This window comes from Streptomyces sp. NPDC031379, assembly GCF_055569615.1.
Map to the genome: position 1 here is coordinate 22,882 of NZ_JBVIIT010000046.1, position 15,925 is coordinate 38,806.

General features: G+C 74.7%; 15 protein-coding genes. 12 read left to right on the forward strand and 3 right to left on the reverse strand.

All coding sequences use genetic code 11. From position 1 onward, the window contains the following. Positions 1 to 279 precede the first annotated feature (279 nt). The gene (locus tag ACZ5CW_RS39985; RefSeq protein WP_468610539.1) at positions 280 to 744 is read right to left on the reverse strand and encodes a MarR family winged helix-turn-helix transcriptional regulator; all 465 of its coding nucleotides are present in this window, start codon (positions 742 to 744) and stop codon (positions 280 to 282) included. 183 nt (positions 745 to 927) lie between these two features. Here ACZ5CW_RS39985 and ACZ5CW_RS39990 point away from each other — a divergent pair, with 183 nt between their 5' ends. From ACZ5CW_RS39990 to pcaDC, 7 genes are read left to right on the forward strand one after another with little or no spacing between them, the layout of a single operon-like run. After that, complete coding sequence (locus ACZ5CW_RS39990; protein WP_468610541.1) at positions 928 to 1,683, forward strand: CoA transferase subunit A; 756 nt, start codon at positions 928 to 930, stop codon at positions 1,681 to 1,683. Beyond that, on the forward strand, positions 1,683 to 2,327 hold the full coding sequence (locus tag ACZ5CW_RS39995) for a CoA transferase subunit B (RefSeq protein WP_468610543.1): 645 nt from the start codon (positions 1,683 to 1,685) through the stop codon (positions 2,325 to 2,327). The genes ACZ5CW_RS39990 and ACZ5CW_RS39995 overlap by 1 nt, the downstream gene beginning before the upstream one ends. Then, entirely contained in the window at positions 2,324 to 2,497 is a 174-nt protein-coding gene (locus ACZ5CW_RS40000; protein WP_468610545.1) for a hypothetical protein, read from the forward strand. The genes ACZ5CW_RS39995 and ACZ5CW_RS40000 overlap by 4 nt, the downstream gene beginning before the upstream one ends. A 19-nt stretch (positions 2,498 to 2,516) precedes the next feature. Then, entirely contained in the window at positions 2,517 to 3,290 is a 774-nt protein-coding gene (gene pcaH, locus ACZ5CW_RS40005; RefSeq protein ID WP_468610547.1) for a protocatechuate 3,4-dioxygenase subunit beta, read from the forward strand. A 5-nt stretch (positions 3,291 to 3,295) separates the two neighbouring features. Next, on the forward strand, positions 3,296 to 3,898 hold the full coding sequence (gene pcaG, locus ACZ5CW_RS40010) for a protocatechuate 3,4-dioxygenase subunit alpha (protein ID WP_468610549.1): 603 nt from the start codon (positions 3,296 to 3,298) through the stop codon (positions 3,896 to 3,898). Beyond that, the gene (gene pcaB, locus ACZ5CW_RS40015; RefSeq protein ID WP_468610551.1) at positions 3,895 to 5,241 is read left to right on the forward strand and encodes a 3-carboxy-cis,cis-muconate cycloisomerase; all 1,347 of its coding nucleotides are present in this window, start codon (positions 3,895 to 3,897) and stop codon (positions 5,239 to 5,241) included. Before pcaG ends, pcaB begins: the two co-directional genes overlap by 4 nt. After that, complete coding sequence (pcaDC, locus tag ACZ5CW_RS40020) at positions 5,238 to 6,365, forward strand: bifunctional 3-oxoadipate enol-lactonase/4-carboxymuconolactone decarboxylase PcaDC (RefSeq protein ID WP_468610553.1); 1,128 nt, start codon at positions 5,238 to 5,240, stop codon at positions 6,363 to 6,365. The genes pcaB and pcaDC overlap by 4 nt, the downstream gene beginning before the upstream one ends. Positions 6,366 to 6,411: 46 nt before the next feature. On the opposite strand, the gene ACZ5CW_RS40025 is transcribed toward pcaDC, so the two are convergent. Beyond that, positions 6,412 to 9,093: an ATP-binding protein gene (locus tag ACZ5CW_RS40025; protein ID WP_468610555.1), complete on the reverse strand. Its 2,682-nt coding sequence runs from the start codon at positions 9,091 to 9,093 to the stop codon at positions 6,412 to 6,414. A 304-nt stretch (positions 9,094 to 9,397) separates the two neighbouring features. On the opposite strand from ACZ5CW_RS40025, the gene ACZ5CW_RS40030 reads away from it, so the two are divergent. The 3 genes from ACZ5CW_RS40030 (at position 9,398) to ACZ5CW_RS40040 (ending at position 12,899) form a co-directional block, all read left to right on the forward strand. Further along, positions 9,398 to 10,555: an MFS transporter gene (locus ACZ5CW_RS40030; protein ID WP_468610566.1), complete on the forward strand. Its 1,158-nt coding sequence runs from the start codon at positions 9,398 to 9,400 to the stop codon at positions 10,553 to 10,555. A gap of 3 nt (positions 10,556 to 10,558) precedes the next feature. Beyond that, the gene (locus ACZ5CW_RS40035; protein ID WP_468610557.1) at positions 10,559 to 11,728 is read left to right on the forward strand and encodes an anhydro-N-acetylmuramic acid kinase; all 1,170 of its coding nucleotides are present in this window, start codon (positions 10,559 to 10,561) and stop codon (positions 11,726 to 11,728) included. Between the two features lie 100 nt (positions 11,729 to 11,828). Beyond that, entirely contained in the window at positions 11,829 to 12,899 is a 1,071-nt protein-coding gene (locus tag ACZ5CW_RS40040) for a DUF2510 domain-containing protein (protein WP_468610559.1), read from the forward strand. A gap of 168 nt (positions 12,900 to 13,067) precedes the next feature. Here ACZ5CW_RS40040 and ACZ5CW_RS40045 read toward each other — a convergent pair whose 3' ends face one another. Continuing rightward, a complete protein-coding gene (locus tag ACZ5CW_RS40045; RefSeq protein ID WP_468610561.1) occupies positions 13,068 to 13,709 on the reverse strand; it encodes a TetR/AcrR family transcriptional regulator in 642 nt (213 codons plus the stop codon). A 240-nt stretch (positions 13,710 to 13,949) separates the two neighbouring features. Between ACZ5CW_RS40045 and ACZ5CW_RS40050 the strand changes: the two genes are divergently transcribed. Together ACZ5CW_RS40050 and ACZ5CW_RS40055 are read left to right on the forward strand one after the other, a co-directional pair. Beyond that, positions 13,950 to 14,750, forward strand: coding sequence for a phosphatase PAP2 family protein (locus ACZ5CW_RS40050; RefSeq protein WP_468610562.1), 801 nt, complete (start codon positions 13,950 to 13,952; stop codon positions 14,748 to 14,750). Continuing rightward, on the forward strand, positions 14,747 to 15,826 hold the full coding sequence (locus ACZ5CW_RS40055) for a DMT family protein (RefSeq protein WP_468610564.1): 1,080 nt from the start codon (positions 14,747 to 14,749) through the stop codon (positions 15,824 to 15,826). The genes ACZ5CW_RS40050 and ACZ5CW_RS40055 overlap by 4 nt, the downstream gene beginning before the upstream one ends. Positions 15,827 to 15,925: the final 99 nt, after the last annotated feature.

Sequence of the window (15,925 nt, forward strand, 5' to 3'; positions counted from 1 at the left end):
CCCTCTTTCCACCCCACCGTATTCATCAGCCCCACCCCGAACACGGGGAGGTTAGGCTCGGGGAGGGCGGGGTTGCCCCCCACTTGCCTTCCCTTCCCCCCCCCCCCCCCCCCCCCCCCCGCGACGGACGGCACGACGTTCACGGCGGGGGACGGCAGCCGGATGGACTTCGCCACCGGCCAGGTGTGGGTGGTGTTCGCGCCGGAGCCGTAGGACCGCGGCCGGCTCCGGCACCCGGCGGCACGGCCGAGCGGGCCGGCCCGGCCGTCAGCCCCTCGGTCAGCCCCGGGTGACCGGCGGCTCGGCCGGGTTGCGCAGGTCCTCGGCCGCGTCCGCGACCCGGCGGATCAGGTCGAAGAACACGGTCTGCTCCTCGGCGGACAGCGGGGCGAGGAACACCTGGTTCATCCGGGCGGTACGCACGGCCAGCTTGCGGTGGGTGCGCAGGCCCTCGTCGGTGAGGCGGAGCAGGGAGCGCCGGCCGTCCTCGGGATCGCGCACCTTGTGCAGCAGCCCGCGGCGGCCGAGCCGGCTGATGACCTCGGCGATGGTCGACCGGTCCAGGCCCACCCGCTCCCCCACGGTCCGCTGGTCGAGGCCGGGCTCGGCGACGAGCGCGTTCATGACCGCGAACTGCGGCGAGGTGATCTCCTCCGAGACCATCGTGTTCCACAGCAGGTAGTGGGCCTGCTGGAGCCGCCGCGCCAGGTGCCCGGGATGGGTGGCGAGGTCCACCGCGGCCATGTGCGCTCCCCTGATCGATTCGTTGGTGCACTGAACGATACCCGGCGATCAGCCCCTCTGTCCCACATGACCCTACCCATTTACTCAGGCCTTGACGGCCCTCTCCTCTGGTGGCAGCGTGTGGACCACCTCGCTGAAATACTCAGTACGCTGATTAATTCCGGGAGAGATGAGGCTTCGCGGATGGACAAGGTGGTCGCCACGGCCGTGGCGGCGGTGGCCGATGTGCCGGACGGCGCGTCGCTCGCCGTCGGCGGGTTCGGGCTCAGCGGTGTGCCCGACGTGCTGATCCAGGCGCTGTACGAGCGCGGCGTCGGCGGGCTGGGCGTGGTGTCGAACAACTGCGGCGCGATGGAGACCGGGCTCGCGGTGCTGCTGGCCGCGGGGCGGATCGCCCGGGTGACCGGCTCCTACATCGGCGCCAACAAGGAGTTCGCCCGCCAGTACCTGGCCGGTGAGCTGGAGGTGGAGCTGATCCCGCAGGGCACGCTGGCCGAGCGGCTGCGCGCGGGCGGCGCCGGCATCCCCGCCTTCTACACCCCGGCCGGGGTCGGCACCCAGGTCGCCGAGGGCGGACTGCCCTGGCGCTACGACGGCCGGGGCGAGGTCGCGCTGGCCTCGCCGCCGAAGGAGGTGCGGGAGTTCGACGGCGTGGAGTACGTCCTCGAGCGCGCCATCCGCACCGACTTCGCGCTGGTGAGGGCCGCCAGGGGCGACCGGCACGGAAACCTGGTGTTCAACCGGTCCGCCCGGAACTTCAACCCCCTCGCCGCGATGGCCGGCCGGATCACGGTCGCCGAGGTGGAGGAGCTGGTCGAGCCCGGCGAGATCGATCCGGACGCGGTGCACGTGCCGGGGGTCTTCGTACAGCGGGTCGTGGCGCTCACCCCGGAGCAGGCGGCGGACAAGCGGATCGAGCGGCGGACGGTGAGCGGCTGATGGCCTGGACACGCGAGGAGATGGCGGCCCGCGCGGCCCGCGAGCTGCGCGACGGCCAGTACGTCAACCTCGGCATCGGCCTGCCGACGCTGATCCCGAACCACCTTCCTCCGCATGTCGAGGTGGTCCTGGAGTCGGAGAACGGCATCCTGGGCACCGGCCCGTACCCGGCCGAGGACCAGGTGGACCCCGATCTGATCAACGCGGGCAAGGAGACCGTGACGGTCCTGCCGGGCGCCTCCTTCTTCGACTCGGCGCTGTCCTTCGCGATGATCCGCGGCGGGCACGTCGACGTGGCCGTGCTCGGCGCGATGCAGGTCTCCGCCGGCGGCGACCTCGCCAACTGGGCGGTGCCGGGCAAGCTCGTCACCGGCATCGGGGGCGCGATGGACCTCGTGCACGGAGCCCGGCGGGTGATCGTGGTGATGACGCACACCACGAAGGACGGCTCCGCGAAGATCCTCAAGGAGTGCACGTTGCCGCTCACGGGCAAGGCGTGTGTGAACCGGGTCATCACCGACCTGGCCGTACTGGACGTCACCGACGACGGGCTCGCCCTGGTGGAGACCGCACCGGGCGTGTCCGTCGACGAGGTCGTCACCAGGACCGACGCCGAACTGACCCTCGCGGAGAACCTGCTGTGAACCCCGTCTACCTCGTCGACGCCGTCCGCACCCCGATCGGCCGCTACAACCGCGCCGGGGAGGAGAACCGCACCGTCGCCCACCAGCTCGCCCGCCGCGGCTCCGGCCCCGGTGTGGCCACCCTCCGCATCGGCGTGGGCCAGGACCTCGCCCCCGTCCTCGAACGGTAAGGAAGCGTCAGGTACCCCCATGACTCTCACCCAGCAGGACATCGATCAGGAGATCGCGGCCGAACACGCCGCGTACGAGAAGCGGATCGCGGACGGCGGGCCCGTCGAGCACCACCCGCGCCGCGACTACGCGCCCTACCGCTCCTCGCTGCTGCGCCACCCGAAGCAGCCCCCGGTCGCCATCGACACCGGCGCGGACCCCGAGCTGGTGGAGCTGCACTCCCCCGCGTTCGGGGAGCGCGACATCACCGAGATCGACAACGACCTCACCCGGCAGCACACCGGGGAGCCGATCGGCGAGCGGATCACCGTCTCCGGGCGGCTGCTGGACCGTGCCGGGCGGCCGGTCCGCGGCCAGCTGATCGAGATCTGGCAGGCCAACTCCGCCGGCCGCTACGCCCACCAGCGCGAGCAGCACGACGCGCCGCTCGACCCGAACTTCACCGGCGTCGGCCGCACCCTCACCGACGCCGACGGCCGCTACCGCTTCACCACCGTCCAGCCCGGCCCCTACCCGTGGCGCAACCACGTCAACGCCTGGCGCCCCGCCCACATCCACTTCTCGGTGTTCGGCACCGCGTTCACCCAGCGGCTGGTGACGCAGATGTACTTCCCGAACGACCCGCTCTTCCCGTACGACCCGATCCTGCAGTCCGTGACGGACGACGCGGCCCGGCGGCGGCTGATCGCCACCTACGACCACAGCCTGTCGGTGCCGGAGTTCTCGCTCGGCTACCACTGGGACATCGTGCTCGACGGCCCGGCCGCCACCTGGACGGAAGAAGGACGCTGACCACCATGACGAAGACCGGCACGAGCAGCCCGGAACAGGTGCTGCCCACCCCCTCCCACACGGTCGGCCCCTTCTACGGCCATGCCCTGCCCTTCCGCGGCGGGGAGGAGATCGCACCGCTCGCCCACCCGGACACCGTCACCGTGCACGGGTACGTCCTCGACGGCGCGGGCGAGCCGCTGCCGGACGCCTTCGTCGAGGTGTGGGGGCCGCGCCCCGACGGCACGGTCCCCCAGGTGGACGGCTCCCTGCGGCGCGACCCCGCCACCGGGGGCTTCCTGGGCCGCAACGGCGTGGAGTTCACCGGCTGGGGCCGCGCCCGGACCGACGCGAACGGCCACTGGTACGCCCGTACCCTGCGACCCGGCGGCCGCGGCCGCAACGCGCCGTACCTGAGCGTCTGCGTCTTCGCCCGCGGTCTGCTCACGCACCTGTTCACCCGGATCTACCTGCCGGGCGACGAGGTCCTGCTGGCCGCCGACCCGCTGCTCACCCGGGTGGGCGACCGGCGCGACACGCTGATCGCGGGCGAGGAGCCGGGCGGCACCTACCGTTTCGACATCCGCCTTCAGGGCGAAGGCGAGACGGTCTTCCTGGAGTTCCGGTGACAGCAGTTCCCTCAGCGGCCGACGACGGCGACAGCGGCCTGCTCGGCCCCGGGTGGGCCGGTGCCCCGGCCGCGAGCGCCACGAGCGACACCGCCTGCCTGCGGGCCCTGCTCGACGCCGAGGCCGCCCTGACCCGCGCCCAGGCCGCGCTGGGCCTCGCCCCGGCCGAGGCCGCCACCGCGGTGACCGAGGCGGCCGACCCCGCCCGCTTCGACGTCCGCTCCCTCGCCGAACGCGCCCGCGCCGGCGGCAACCCGGTCATCCCGCTCGTCGCCGACCTCACCCGGGCGGTGGGCGAGCCGTACGGTTCCTCGGTGCACCGGGGCGCGACCAGCCAGGACATCCTGGACACCGCCCTCATGCTGGTCGCCGCGCGCGCCCTGGAGCCGGTCCTCGCCGACCTCGGCCGCACCGAGCGCGCCCTCGCCCTGCTGGCCGCCACCCACCGGGACACACCCATGCCGGGGCGCACCCTCACCCAGCACGCGGTGCCGACGACGTTCGGCCTGAAGGCGGCCGGGTGGCGCTCCCTGGTGCTGGACGCGCGGGACCGGATCACCCGGGTACGGCGGACACTGCCCGCGCAACTCGGGGGCGCGGCCGGGACGCTGGCCGCCCTGCGGGAGTACGGCGCCGAGGACGCGAGCGCGCTGACGCAGGCGTACGCCCGGGAGGTCGGCCTGGCCGCAGCGCCGTTGCCCTGGCACACCCTGCGGACGCCCGTCGCCGATCTGGCCGGCTGTCTCGCGTTCGCCGTGGGGGCGCTGGGCAAGATGGCCGAGGACGTGCTGACGCTGTCGCGCACCGAGATCGGCGAGGTGGCCGAGGGCAGCGGCGGCGGCTCGTCGGCCATGCCGCACAAGGCCAACCCGGTACGCTCCACCCTCCTCGCGTCCGCCGCCCGCCGGGCCCCGCAGCTCGCGGCCACCCTGTACGGCTCCCTCGCCGCCGGGGACGAACGGCCGGCCGGGGCCTGGCACGCCGAGTGGGAGCCGCTGCGCGAACTGCTCCGGCTGGCCGGCGGCGCGGCCCGCGACGCGGCCGGGCTGGCGGAGGGCCTGCGGGTGAACACGGCGGCCATGCACCACAACCTCGGCCGCACCCGGGGTCTGATCGTCTCGGAGCGGCTGTCCGCCGCGCTGGCACCCCGTCTCGGCCGCGCCCGCGCCAAGGCACTCCTCACCGAACTCGCCCGCCGGGCAGACACCGAGGAGCGCCCGCTGCGCGAACTCCTCGCCGCCGAGCCGGAGTTGCGGGACGCCGACCTCGACGAACTGACGGACCCCGCCCGCTACACCGGCTTCGCCGGCGCCCTCACCGACCGTGCCCTGGAGCGACCTTGACCGTGAAACTCCTCGCCCACCGCGAAGAAGGCCCCTCTTCCGCTCCCGCGCTGCTGCTCGGCCCCTCGCTCGGCACCTCCCACGCCCTGTGGGACCAGGTGGCCCCGGAGCTGTCGGCCGGCCACCGGGTCGTGCGCTGGGACCTGCCGGGACACGGGGGTTCGGCGGCGGACCTGATCGGCCCCGGTGCGACCGTCGGCGACCTCGCCGCGCTGGTACTGGCCCTCGCCGACACGCTCGGCATCGACCGGTTCGCCTACGCGGGCGTCTCCCTCGGCGGCGCGGTCGGCCTGCACCTGGCCGTGCACCACCCCGACCGGCTGTCGTCCCTGGCGGTCCTGTGTTCCTCCGCCCACTTCGGCGGTGAGACCCCCTGGCGGGAGCGGGCGGAGCGGGTGCGCCGGGAGGGCCTGGAGTGGCTGGTGGAGAGCGCCGACGCACGCTGGTTCACGCCCGGGTTCACCGAGCCCCGTCTCGTACGGGACCACCGCGAGGCCGACCCCGGGGCGTACGCCGCCTGCTGCGACGCGCTCGCCTCCTTCGACCTGCGCGACCGGCTCGGCGACATCACCGTACCGACCCTCCTGGTGGCGGGCCGGCAGGACCCCGCGACGCCGCCCGCGCACCTGCGGGAGATCGCCGACGCGGTGCCGTCCTCGACGCTGGTGGAACTGCCCGGGGCCTCCCACCTGGCCCCCGCCCAGTGCCCGCGGGCCGTGCTCACCGCCCTGCGCACCCAGCTCGACGGGACGCCCGCGAGCGGCATGGCCGTACGCCGTCAGGTGCTGGGCGACGCCCACGTGGACCGGGCGCAGGCCCGGCAGACCCCGTTCACGGCCCGCTTCCAGGACTTCATCTCCCGCTACGCCTGGGGGGAGGTCTGGACCGACCCGGCACTGTCCCGCCGCGAGCGCAGCCTGATCACCCTGACCGCGCTGGTCGCGCACGGTCACCTCGACGAACTGGCCCTGCACGTCCGGGCGGCGCGGCGCAACGGCCTGACCCCGCAGGAGATCGCCGCGGTACTGCTGCAGACCGCCGTCTACTGCGGGGTACCGGCCGCCAACTCTGCCTTCGCGGTGGCCCAGCGGGTGCTGGCCGAGGAGGAGGCGCCCGAGGGGTGAGGGTGCCCCCGCGGCCGGCCCGCGGTCATCCCACGGTCGGCCGGTCCTAGCGCACCCGCCGTGCGTCCAACGCCTCCTTCGCCTGCGCCACCAGCCCGTCCGCTCCGCACGCCCGGGCGAGATCGAGGCCCCGCTCGAGTTCCGCGACCGAGCCGGCGGCGATGCCGTACTCGACCCGGGCCGCCGCGTGTTCGTACTGGCAGGGTGAGGCCTCCAGGTAGGTGACGGCCTGGCCGGCGAGCCGGATCGCGCGCTGTCCGGTCTCCAGGGCGGCCGCGCAGCGCAGGGCCTCGCCGATGGCGGTGTCCGTGCCGAAGCGCTCGGCCTGCCGGCGGGCGTCGGCGGCGAGCTGGGCGGCACGGGCCGGATCCTGGTCGGCGAGGGCCTTGGCGAGGTCGATGGACCACGGGGCGAGCACGGGGTTGTGGCCGCCGCGGGAGGCGGCGGTCTTCTCGGCGGCCTCGAGTTCGTTGATGCCCTCCTCGGTGCGGCCGACGGCGAGCAGCAGCCGGCCGCGCACGGACCGGATGTCGGGCAGCACGATCGTGGAGGGGTACGGCGGTGCGAAGCCGTACTGTGCGGCGATCGACCAGGCCTCGTCGACGCGGCCGCGCGCCAGCAGGGTGTCGACGAGTCCGCACGTGGAGGACCAGTACAGCGGCAGGCCGCGGCCGACGCGTTCGGCGAGCGCGAGGCCCTCACGCAGGGTGTTCTCGGCGTCCTTGAGCCGCCCCTGTCTGCGGTAGGCGAGGCCGAGGAAGGCGTTGGCGAGGGAGAGGTGGCCGCCGCGCCAGCCGGCGCCCGTGTACACGCGGCGGGCCTCGGCGAAGAGGCTCTCGGCGCGGTCGAGCCGGTCGGCGTAGGTGTACGCGCTGCCCAGCATCATCAGCAGTTCCATGCCCCATTCGGGGTCGGTCCAGCCGAGGCCGGGCGCGAGACGGCCGTTGACGAGGGCCCGGTCGCACAGTTCGAGGACCTCGGCGGCGCTCTCGCCGTGGGTCATCGCGTCGAAGCCGCGCAGGATCAGCAGGGCGCGTTCGGCGTTGTCGCGGCCGGAGCAGGTACGGGCGAGTTCGGCGAGGCTCTGGGAGCGGGCCGGGGAGACCGTCTCGCCGTGGATGCCCTCCCACATGTACTGGAAGGCCTGCAGCCGCATCCGGACGGGGCCGGCGTCGTGCCGGGCGGCCTCGGCCTCGACCGTGCGGACGGCCTCCTCCAGCTGGTCGTTGTGGAGCAGTGCCTGGGAGAGACGGACGACGGCGCCGACGCGGTCGTCGCCGTCGAGGCCGGGCATGGCGAGCGCGCTCTGCAGGTGGTCGATGGTGACGGCGGGTGCGGTCAGCAGCGTGGCGCAGCCCAGTTCGTAGAGGACGTGCGCGTGGACGTCGGGGCGGGGCGGCTCCTGGAGGGCGCGTTCCAGACAGCGGCGGGCCGCGTCGGGCGCGCCGACGGCGAGGTGTTCCCGGGCCGCCTCGCGCAGCTGTTCGACGAGTTCCTCGTCGTCGTCCGGGTGGACCTTGAGCAGGTGCCGGGCGGCCTCGGCGGCGCCGCGGCCCAGCTCGGTGATGATCTGGGCGGCGACGCCGTGCATGGCGGTGCACATGCCGGGCGGGATGGAGTTGTAGACGGCGGTGGCGATCAGCGGGTGGACGAACTCCAGCCGGCCGTCCTCGGTTTCGGTGCCGGCGGCGGGGCCGGGTTCGGTGAGGATGCGCGCGTCGCAGAGGAGTTCTGCGCAGCGGCGGGCGATGTCGTCGTCCATGGTGGCGAGGCGCGCGACCATGCCGACGGTGATGGGGGTGTCGAGGATGGCGGCGGCCCAGGCGAACTGGGTGGCCTCCAGGCCGAGGCCCTTGAGCCGGTCGACCAGTCCGCCGCCGCGCGCGGCCCGGTTGAGGGCGCGGAGTTCTCCGGCCCTGGCCTCGACCGGCTGGAGTTCGCTGTCGTGCACCTTGGCGAGGAGTTCGACGGTCTCGTAGGGGTTGCCGGCGGTGACGGCCCAGACCTCGCGGCAGAAGGCGTCGTCGGCGTGCCGGCCGACGGTGGCACGGGTGAGCCCGGCGGTGGCGTCGGGGGTGAGGGCGCTCAGGGTGGTGACGGGGCGGTCCGCGGCGGCGGCCACCGCCTCGAGGTGGCGGGCGCTGTCCCCGCCGACCTCGCCGGGCCGGCGGGCGACCACGACGAGGACGGGCAGGTCCTCCAGCCGTTCGGCGAACGCGGCGAGCCAGCGCAGGGTCTCCTGGTCGGCCCAGTGCGCGTCGTCGACGAGCAGCACGAGCGGCCATTCGCGGCGGGCGAGCCGGCGCACCGCCGCGACGAGTCCGTCGCACACGTACTGCGGATCGGGGCTGCCCTCCTGGGGGTCCACTATGCCGAGGGCGGGTCCCGCGATGTCGTACCAGTCGCCGAGGTACTCGCGGGCCTCCTCGGGCAGTAAGGACAGCAGCGCGGGCTGGAGCAGCTGCCGCACCACGTGGAACGGAACGGACCTCAGTGTCTCGGCTCCGCGGGCGGACCAGACCGCGCAGCCGCGGCGTTCGGCGATGCGGCGCGTCTCGGTGAGCAGCGCCGTCTTGCTGAGCCCGGCCTCGCCGCGGAGGACGAGCAGGCTGCCCCCGGACGACTGGTCGGCGCACAGGCGGTCCAGCGCCTGTGCGACGGTGGCGATCTCCGCGTCCCGCTCCCACAGGGAAGCCGAGGCGGCCGCCGGCGGCCGTCCCTCCGTCATCCCGTTACCTCCCCAGGTCGCCCGAATGACGTACAGACCACGAGCGTAGCCGTCCGGTGGGATGTGTGGTGGCCGGTCGGGGCACCTGCTGCCCCGCCGGGTGAAAGTGGGTGCGGGCGGGCGACGCCGACCGGGCCCGACCAGCGGGTGAGCAGCGGACGGAGCGTCAACGGTGTCTGGGACGAAGCCGGTTTCCGGCAGCCGCGCGGTGCCGCGCGGGCCGACGGTGCGGGCGGTGGCCGCGGGGTCGGTGGGGAACCTCGTGGAGTGGTACGAGTTCGGTGTCTACGGCTTTCTGGCCACGGTGCTGGCGGGGCGGTTCTTCGCCCCGGCGGACGGCGGCACGGCCGGGGCGCTCGTGTGGACCTATGCCTCGTTCGCGCTGGCGTTCTTCTTCCGGCCGCTCGGCGCGGTGCTGTTCGGCAGGCTAGGTGACCGGTGGGGGCGGCGGCCGGTGCTGATCGGGGTGGTCGCGCTGATGTCGGGGGCGACCGCGCTGATCGGTGCGCTGCCGACGTACGACACCGCCGGTGCCCTCGCCCCCTGGCTGCTGACCCTGCTGAGGGTGGTTCAGGGGCTCGCGGCGGGCGGCGAGTTCGGCGGCGCGGTGACGGTGCTGACGGAGTTCGCGCCGCCGGGCCGGCGAGGGCTGTACGGGGCGTGGCAGTCGTTCACGGTGGCGCTGGGGCTGCTCGGCGGGGCGGGGGTGACGGCGGTGACGGCGTCGGCGCTCACCGACGCCCAGCTGTCCGCGTGGGGCTGGCGGCTGCCGTTCCTGCTGGCGTTGCCGCTGGGGCTGGTGGCGCTGTGGCTGCGGGCGGGGCTGGCGGAGACGCCGTCGTTCCTGGAGCGCGCGGCGGGGCCGGAGGAGCCGGCCGTGCGGCTCGGCCGCGGGGCGCTCGTGCTCGCGGCGGCGCGGGTGATGGGCTGGTCGGCGGCCGGGTACACCTTCCTGGTCGTGCTGCCGTCGTACCTGCAGGTGGCGCTGCACGCGGACCTCCGGCACGCACTGCTCGCCGCGGTGCCGGCCAACGCCTCCTTCGCGGCGGTGATCCTCCCGGCGGGGCTGCTCAGCGACCGGGTCGGGCGGCGGCCGGTGCTGCTCACGGGCGCCTTGCTGGTGGTGGTGACCTCACTGCCCCTGCTCGGCGTCCTCCAGGATCCGGGCGCGTCGAGCGCGGCGAAGGGGTGGGCCCTGTGTGCCGCGGGGGCGGTGCTGGGGCTGATGGCGGGGCCGGGGCCCGCGCTGCTCGCCGAGATGTTCCCGACCCGGGTGCGCTGGACGGGACTCGGGCTCGCCTACGCCCTGTCGAACGCGCTGTTCTCCGGCTGCGCCGGGCTGACCATCACGGAGGCGGTCCGGCGCACCGGGAACCCGGACGTGCCCGCCTACTACGCGGCGGCGGCCTGCGCGGTGAGCGCCGTGGCCCTGGTGAAACGCTCCGCTCGAGAGGTGGGCTGACCCGTGCTGGTGATCGGGCTGATGTCGGGGACGTCGTACGACGCGGTCGACGCCGCGGCCGCGGAACTGCTCCTGGACGGCGGCGCGTTGACGCTGCGGCCGCTGGGGATGGTGAGCACCCCGTACGACGACGGTCTGCGTGCGGCTCTCGCGGCGGCTCTGCCACCGGCCGCCGTGCCCCTCGCCGAGGTGTGCCGGCTCGACACCGGCATCGGGCGGGCGTTCGCGGCGGCGGCCGTCCGGGCGGACCGCGAACTGTGCGGCGGGCGGGCCGAGTTGGTGGCCTCTCACGGGCAGACGGTGTTCCACTGGGTGGCGGACGGCCGGGTGCACGGCACGCTGCAGCTCGGGCAGCCGGCCTGGATCGCGGAGGCGACCGGGCTGCCGGTGGTCGCCGACTTCCGGGCCCGGGACGTCGCGGCGGGCGGCCAGGGCGCGCCGCTGGTGAGCCTGGTCGACCTGCTGTGGCTGAGGAGCCGGCCGGGCAGGCCGGTGGCCCTGAACATCGGCGGCATCGCCAATCTGACCGCCCCCGACGGGACGGCCTTCGACACCGGTCCGGGCTGCGCGCTGCTGGACGCGGCGGTCCGGGAGTTCAGCGGCGGGCGCCTCGCGTACGACGCGGACGGCGCTCTGGCCGGGCGCGGCACGGCGGACCGGCGGCTGCTGGAGCGGCTGCTGGCGGAGCCGTACTACGCGCTGCCGGCACCGAAGACGACCGGCAAGGAGCTGTTCCACGCCGGGTATCTACGGGCGGCCGGGCTGCTCGACGGCGTCCGCCCCGAGGACGTGCTGGCGACGCTCACCGTGCTGACGGCCCGGACGGTCGCGGACGCGGTACGGGGCGTCGGCGCAACCGAGGTGGTCGCGTCCGGCGGGGGCATGCGCAACCCGGTGCTGGCCGGGACGCTCCGGCAGCTGCTCGACGGGGTCCCGGTGCGCGCCTCGGACGAGCTGGGACTGCCCGCGGCAGCGAAGGAGGCGTACGCCTTCGCGGTCCTCGGCTTCCTGACCGCCCACGGCCTGCCGGGCACCGATCCGCGCAGCACGGGCGCCCGGCAGGCCCGCGTACTGGGGTCGTTGACACCGGGCCGCGACGGGTTCGGGTTGCCGCCGGCCGCGGCGCGCGGGCCCGAGCGGCTGGTGGTGGAGGCGGCGCAGGGGGAGCCGTAGAGACGAGTGACGGAGAAAACCGGGGCGAAATGTTCCGGTCCGCGGGATTGGCGGCCAATCCTCTCATCCCGCTTTCACCGTCGCCTCATACGGTGGGGGCATGACGCAGGTGACTCCTCCCGGGTGGTACCCCGATCCCGGGCAGACGAATGACGGTCCGCCCACCGAGCGCTGGTGGGACGGCAAGGCCTGGACGGACCAGACCCGCCCCGCCGGCACGGCCGCCGCATGGGGTCCCCCGACGCAGCAGCCGGCCCCCGGCGGCCCGGCGCCCTCGGCTCCCGCCGGGTACGGCGCCCACCCGGGGTATCCGGCGTATCCCGACCAGCCCGCCACCGGGCCACGTCGCCGGCTGCGCACCGGTATAGCGGTCGCGGTGGCGGCCGCGGTCCTGGCGAGCATCGGGGTCGGCGTGTACGCCCTCTCCAAGGACGACGGCGGCGGCGACCGCGCCGGGTCGCGGCAGGGGCAGGACGGCGGCCAGGGCGGGCCGTTCGGCGGGTCCGGGGACTCCGGCGGGTCCGGGGGCTCCGGCGGGTCCGGGGACTCCGGCGGGTCCGGGGGCTCCGGCAGGCCGGGCGGGTCCGGTGGCTCGGGCGGTGCCTCGCCCTCGCCGAAGCAGTCCGAGGCGCCCAAGGTCAAGGGCGGCGGCACGGTGCCGGACCCGGTCAACGGGATCAGCCTGCCGGTGCCCCAGGGCTGGACCGGCCAGGCGATCAGCGTCGGCGCGCAGGTGATGTCCGACGACTCCTACAAGTGCCCGGGCAACAGCGCCCGGACCTGCACCGCGGGCGGCGCCTACACCGCTCCGGCGGTGACGCTGGGGATCAACGACGACACGGCCGAGAAGGTCGCCAAGGCGGACATCGCGGCCAACGCGAAGCAGTCGTACGGCGGTACCACCTACGGCGGCATCACCTCGCACGAGGTGCTGGCGTCCGAGGCGGTGACGGTGGCCGGGCAGAAGGGCTACCTGGTGCGCTGGAGGGCGGTCACCAGCAAGGGCGCCGACGGGTACGTCGAGTCGGTCGCCTTCCCCTCCCCGAACGACGCCCGGCAGATCGTCGTCGTGCGCTTCGGCGTGGACGTCGGAAAGAAGGTGTCCGTCATCGACGAGATCCTCAAGGGGATCAAGGTCTCGTCCGGCGGCGGGAACGGCCAGGACGTCTGACGGCCCGGGGAAGAGGTCCGGCGGCTTCCGGGAGAAGCGGCCGGACGGCTTCCGCGAGAAGGAAGTCGGCCGGGTGGGGCGCCCCTCCGCTCAAGAGGAGCCCCACCCGGCCGGGGGGTGCGCGCCGCCCCCGTCCCCACGGTGCGGCGCGAGCAGGTCACCGTTCAGTCATCCCGTGAACGGCGGCCTGGGTCCTTGGGTCAGCCCGAGCGCGGGCAGCACGGTGGCCTCCACGAACCGGGCGAGGTAGTCGGCGTCGGCGTACTGGCCGCTGAGCACGGGCCGGACGCGCAGGACGCCGAACATCATGGCGGGGACGTACTCCAGCGCGGGGTGGCCCGCCGGCACCTCGCCCCTGGCCACACCGCGGTCGAGGATCTCCCGCAGCGCGGCGATCTCCGGGTACACCAGCGCCTCGCGCAGCGCCTCGGCCAGCTCCTGGTCGGCGGTCACCGCGTGTCCCAGCGCCTGCAGCAGCTTGGTGTCATTGCCGGACCAGTCGCCCGCTGCCCGCGCGGCCTGGCGCAGGTCCTCGGCGAGCGATCCGGTGTCGATGCCGGCGAAGCGTACCCGGCGGTTGGCGCGCAGCGCGGCCGCGACGAACTGGGGCTTGGTCTTCCACTGCCGGTAGAGCGTGGACTTGCTGCACCGGGTGCTGGCGGCGACCCCCTCCATGGTGACGGAGTCATAGCCGCACTCACGAATCTGCTCCAGCACGGCGTCGAAGAACTCCCGCTCACGCTCGGGCGTGATCTTGGAGCGGCGCGAGGCGGGGACCGTCTCCGGTTCGTCCGCGGCCTGCGACGTCATGCGCTACTTCCCCTCACTCGTGTGCGGCCGGTCCTTCGTGCGCGGCGCACTGGATCAGGTCTCGAGTCGAGCCTCGGAGACTGTCTCCAGTGTGGCGCACATCAATCGATACGCCAGTGTACCGGTACCGAACCGTATCGGTACACTGGCGTATCGGTACGTCACCGTATCGATGAGTTCCGGGCGCTCCCGGACTCACCCGCACCACCACACGCACACCGTCAGCGAAGGGGCCGGGGGATGAATGCCCGAACCGAGCCTGCAGAGGCAGAAGCGGAGCCGGACGCCACCGCGCGCCCGGCTCTGATACGTGAGTTTCTGCTGGTCGCGGGGCTCTTCCTCGTCTACAAGCTCGGCCGGCAACTGGCCACCGGCCATACCGGCGACGCCTTCCGCAACGCCCGCCATGTGTGGCACCTCGAACGAGCGGTCCATCTCCCCGGCGAGATCTCCGTGCAGTCCGCACTGCTGCACGGCGACACCCTCGTCCACGCGGCGAACACCTACTACGCGACCGTGCACTTCCCGGCCACGCTGGCCTTCCTGGTCTGGCTGTACCTCAGGCGGCCCGCGCACTACGTGTGGGCCCGCCGGGTGCTGGCGGTGGTCACCACGGCCGCCCTGGTGCTGCCGTTCACGTTCCCGCTGGCCCCGCCCCGGATGCTGACCGGGACCGGTCTCGTGGACACGGCCCGGGTCTACGGCCCGTCCGTGTACGGTCCGCCGTCCAGTGACCACCTGTCCAACCAGTTCGCGGCGATGCCCTCACTGCACTTCGGCTGGGCGCTGATGGTGGCGATCGGCCTGATCGCGGCCACCCGGTCCCGGTGGCGCTGGCTGTGGCTGGCGCACCCGCTGATCACCCTGCTGGTGATCGTGGGCACGGCGAACCACTACTGGCTCGACGCGATCGTCGCGACGGCCATGCTCGGCCTCGCCCTCGCGGTCATCCACCCGCCGCGACGGGCGGCCACCACGGCGGGGCGCGGCACGGAGCGGCTCGCCCCCAACGCCTCCGTCCTCGCGGGAGCGGGCCGATGAGCGCCGCCGCCCTGCTCGCCGTGGGCCTGTCCCTGATCTCGGCCGTCGCCTACGCGCTGGCCGCCGTCGCCCAGGAACGCCTCGCCTCCCGCGGCAACGGCGCCGGCCTGCTGCGGCTGCTGGGCACCGGCGCCTGGTGGTCGGCGGTCGGTCTGAACGCGGCCGCGGCCCTGCTGCACGTCGTCGCCCTCAAGTTCGGCCCGCTGACGCTCGTCCAGCCGCTGGGCGCGCTCACCCTGGTCGCGGCCGTGCCGCTCGGGGCGCGGGCGGCCGGGCGGCGGGTCAGCGCGGCGGAGTGGCGCGGTACGGCACTGACGCTGCTCGGGCTCGCCGCGCTGCTGGTCACCGCCTCCGGTCCGGCGCCCGCGCGGGCGCTGTCACTGACCGAGGCGGTGGTGGTCGCCGGTACGACCGCCGCCGCGATCGGAGTGCTGTCCCGGCCCGGCGCCCGGCCGGGCCTGCGGCACGCGACCGCGTCGGGGTTCGCCTCGGGTGTCGCCTCGGCACTGACCCAGACGGTGACCGTGGCGGCCACGGACCGCTCCGGCCCGCTGCTCAGCGTCGAGGTCGTCGTGGTCACGGTGCTCGTCGCGGCGTTCGCCGTCAGCGGGCTGCTGCTGTCGCAGACGGCCTATCGCGGCGGTCTCGGCGCGCCTCTGGCCGTGGTCACCCTGACCAACCCGGTGGCCGCGGCGGTGATCGGGCTCGCCCTGCTCGGGCAGGGACTGCGCGGCGGCGCCGGCGGCGCGCTGCTGGCCCTGGCCGGGGCGGCGCTGGCCGCCTGGGGCGTGGTCCTGCTGACCCGCACGTCCCCCCGACCCGCCCGCACCGGAGGGCCCGAGGCGCACGGCGAGCACGAGGAGGACGACCGGCACCTCGTGGACAACGCGCGCGACGGACACCAGGAACACGCCCGGCTCCTCGTCGACCAGGCGCGCGACGGGCACCGGGAGCAGGACGAGCACGACGAGCATCCGGTCGCGGCGGTGCTCGCGCTGGAGCCGGGGACGGCGGCGGCGGAACCGGCGCTGGTGCCACGGCAGCCGGAGCAGCCGGGGCACCTCACCGCGCTGTGATCACATACGGCGGCGGGGGGGGGGGGGGGGGGGGGGGGGGGGGGGGGGGGGGGGGGGGGGGGGGGGGGGGGGGGGGGGGGGGGGGGGGGGGGGGGGGGG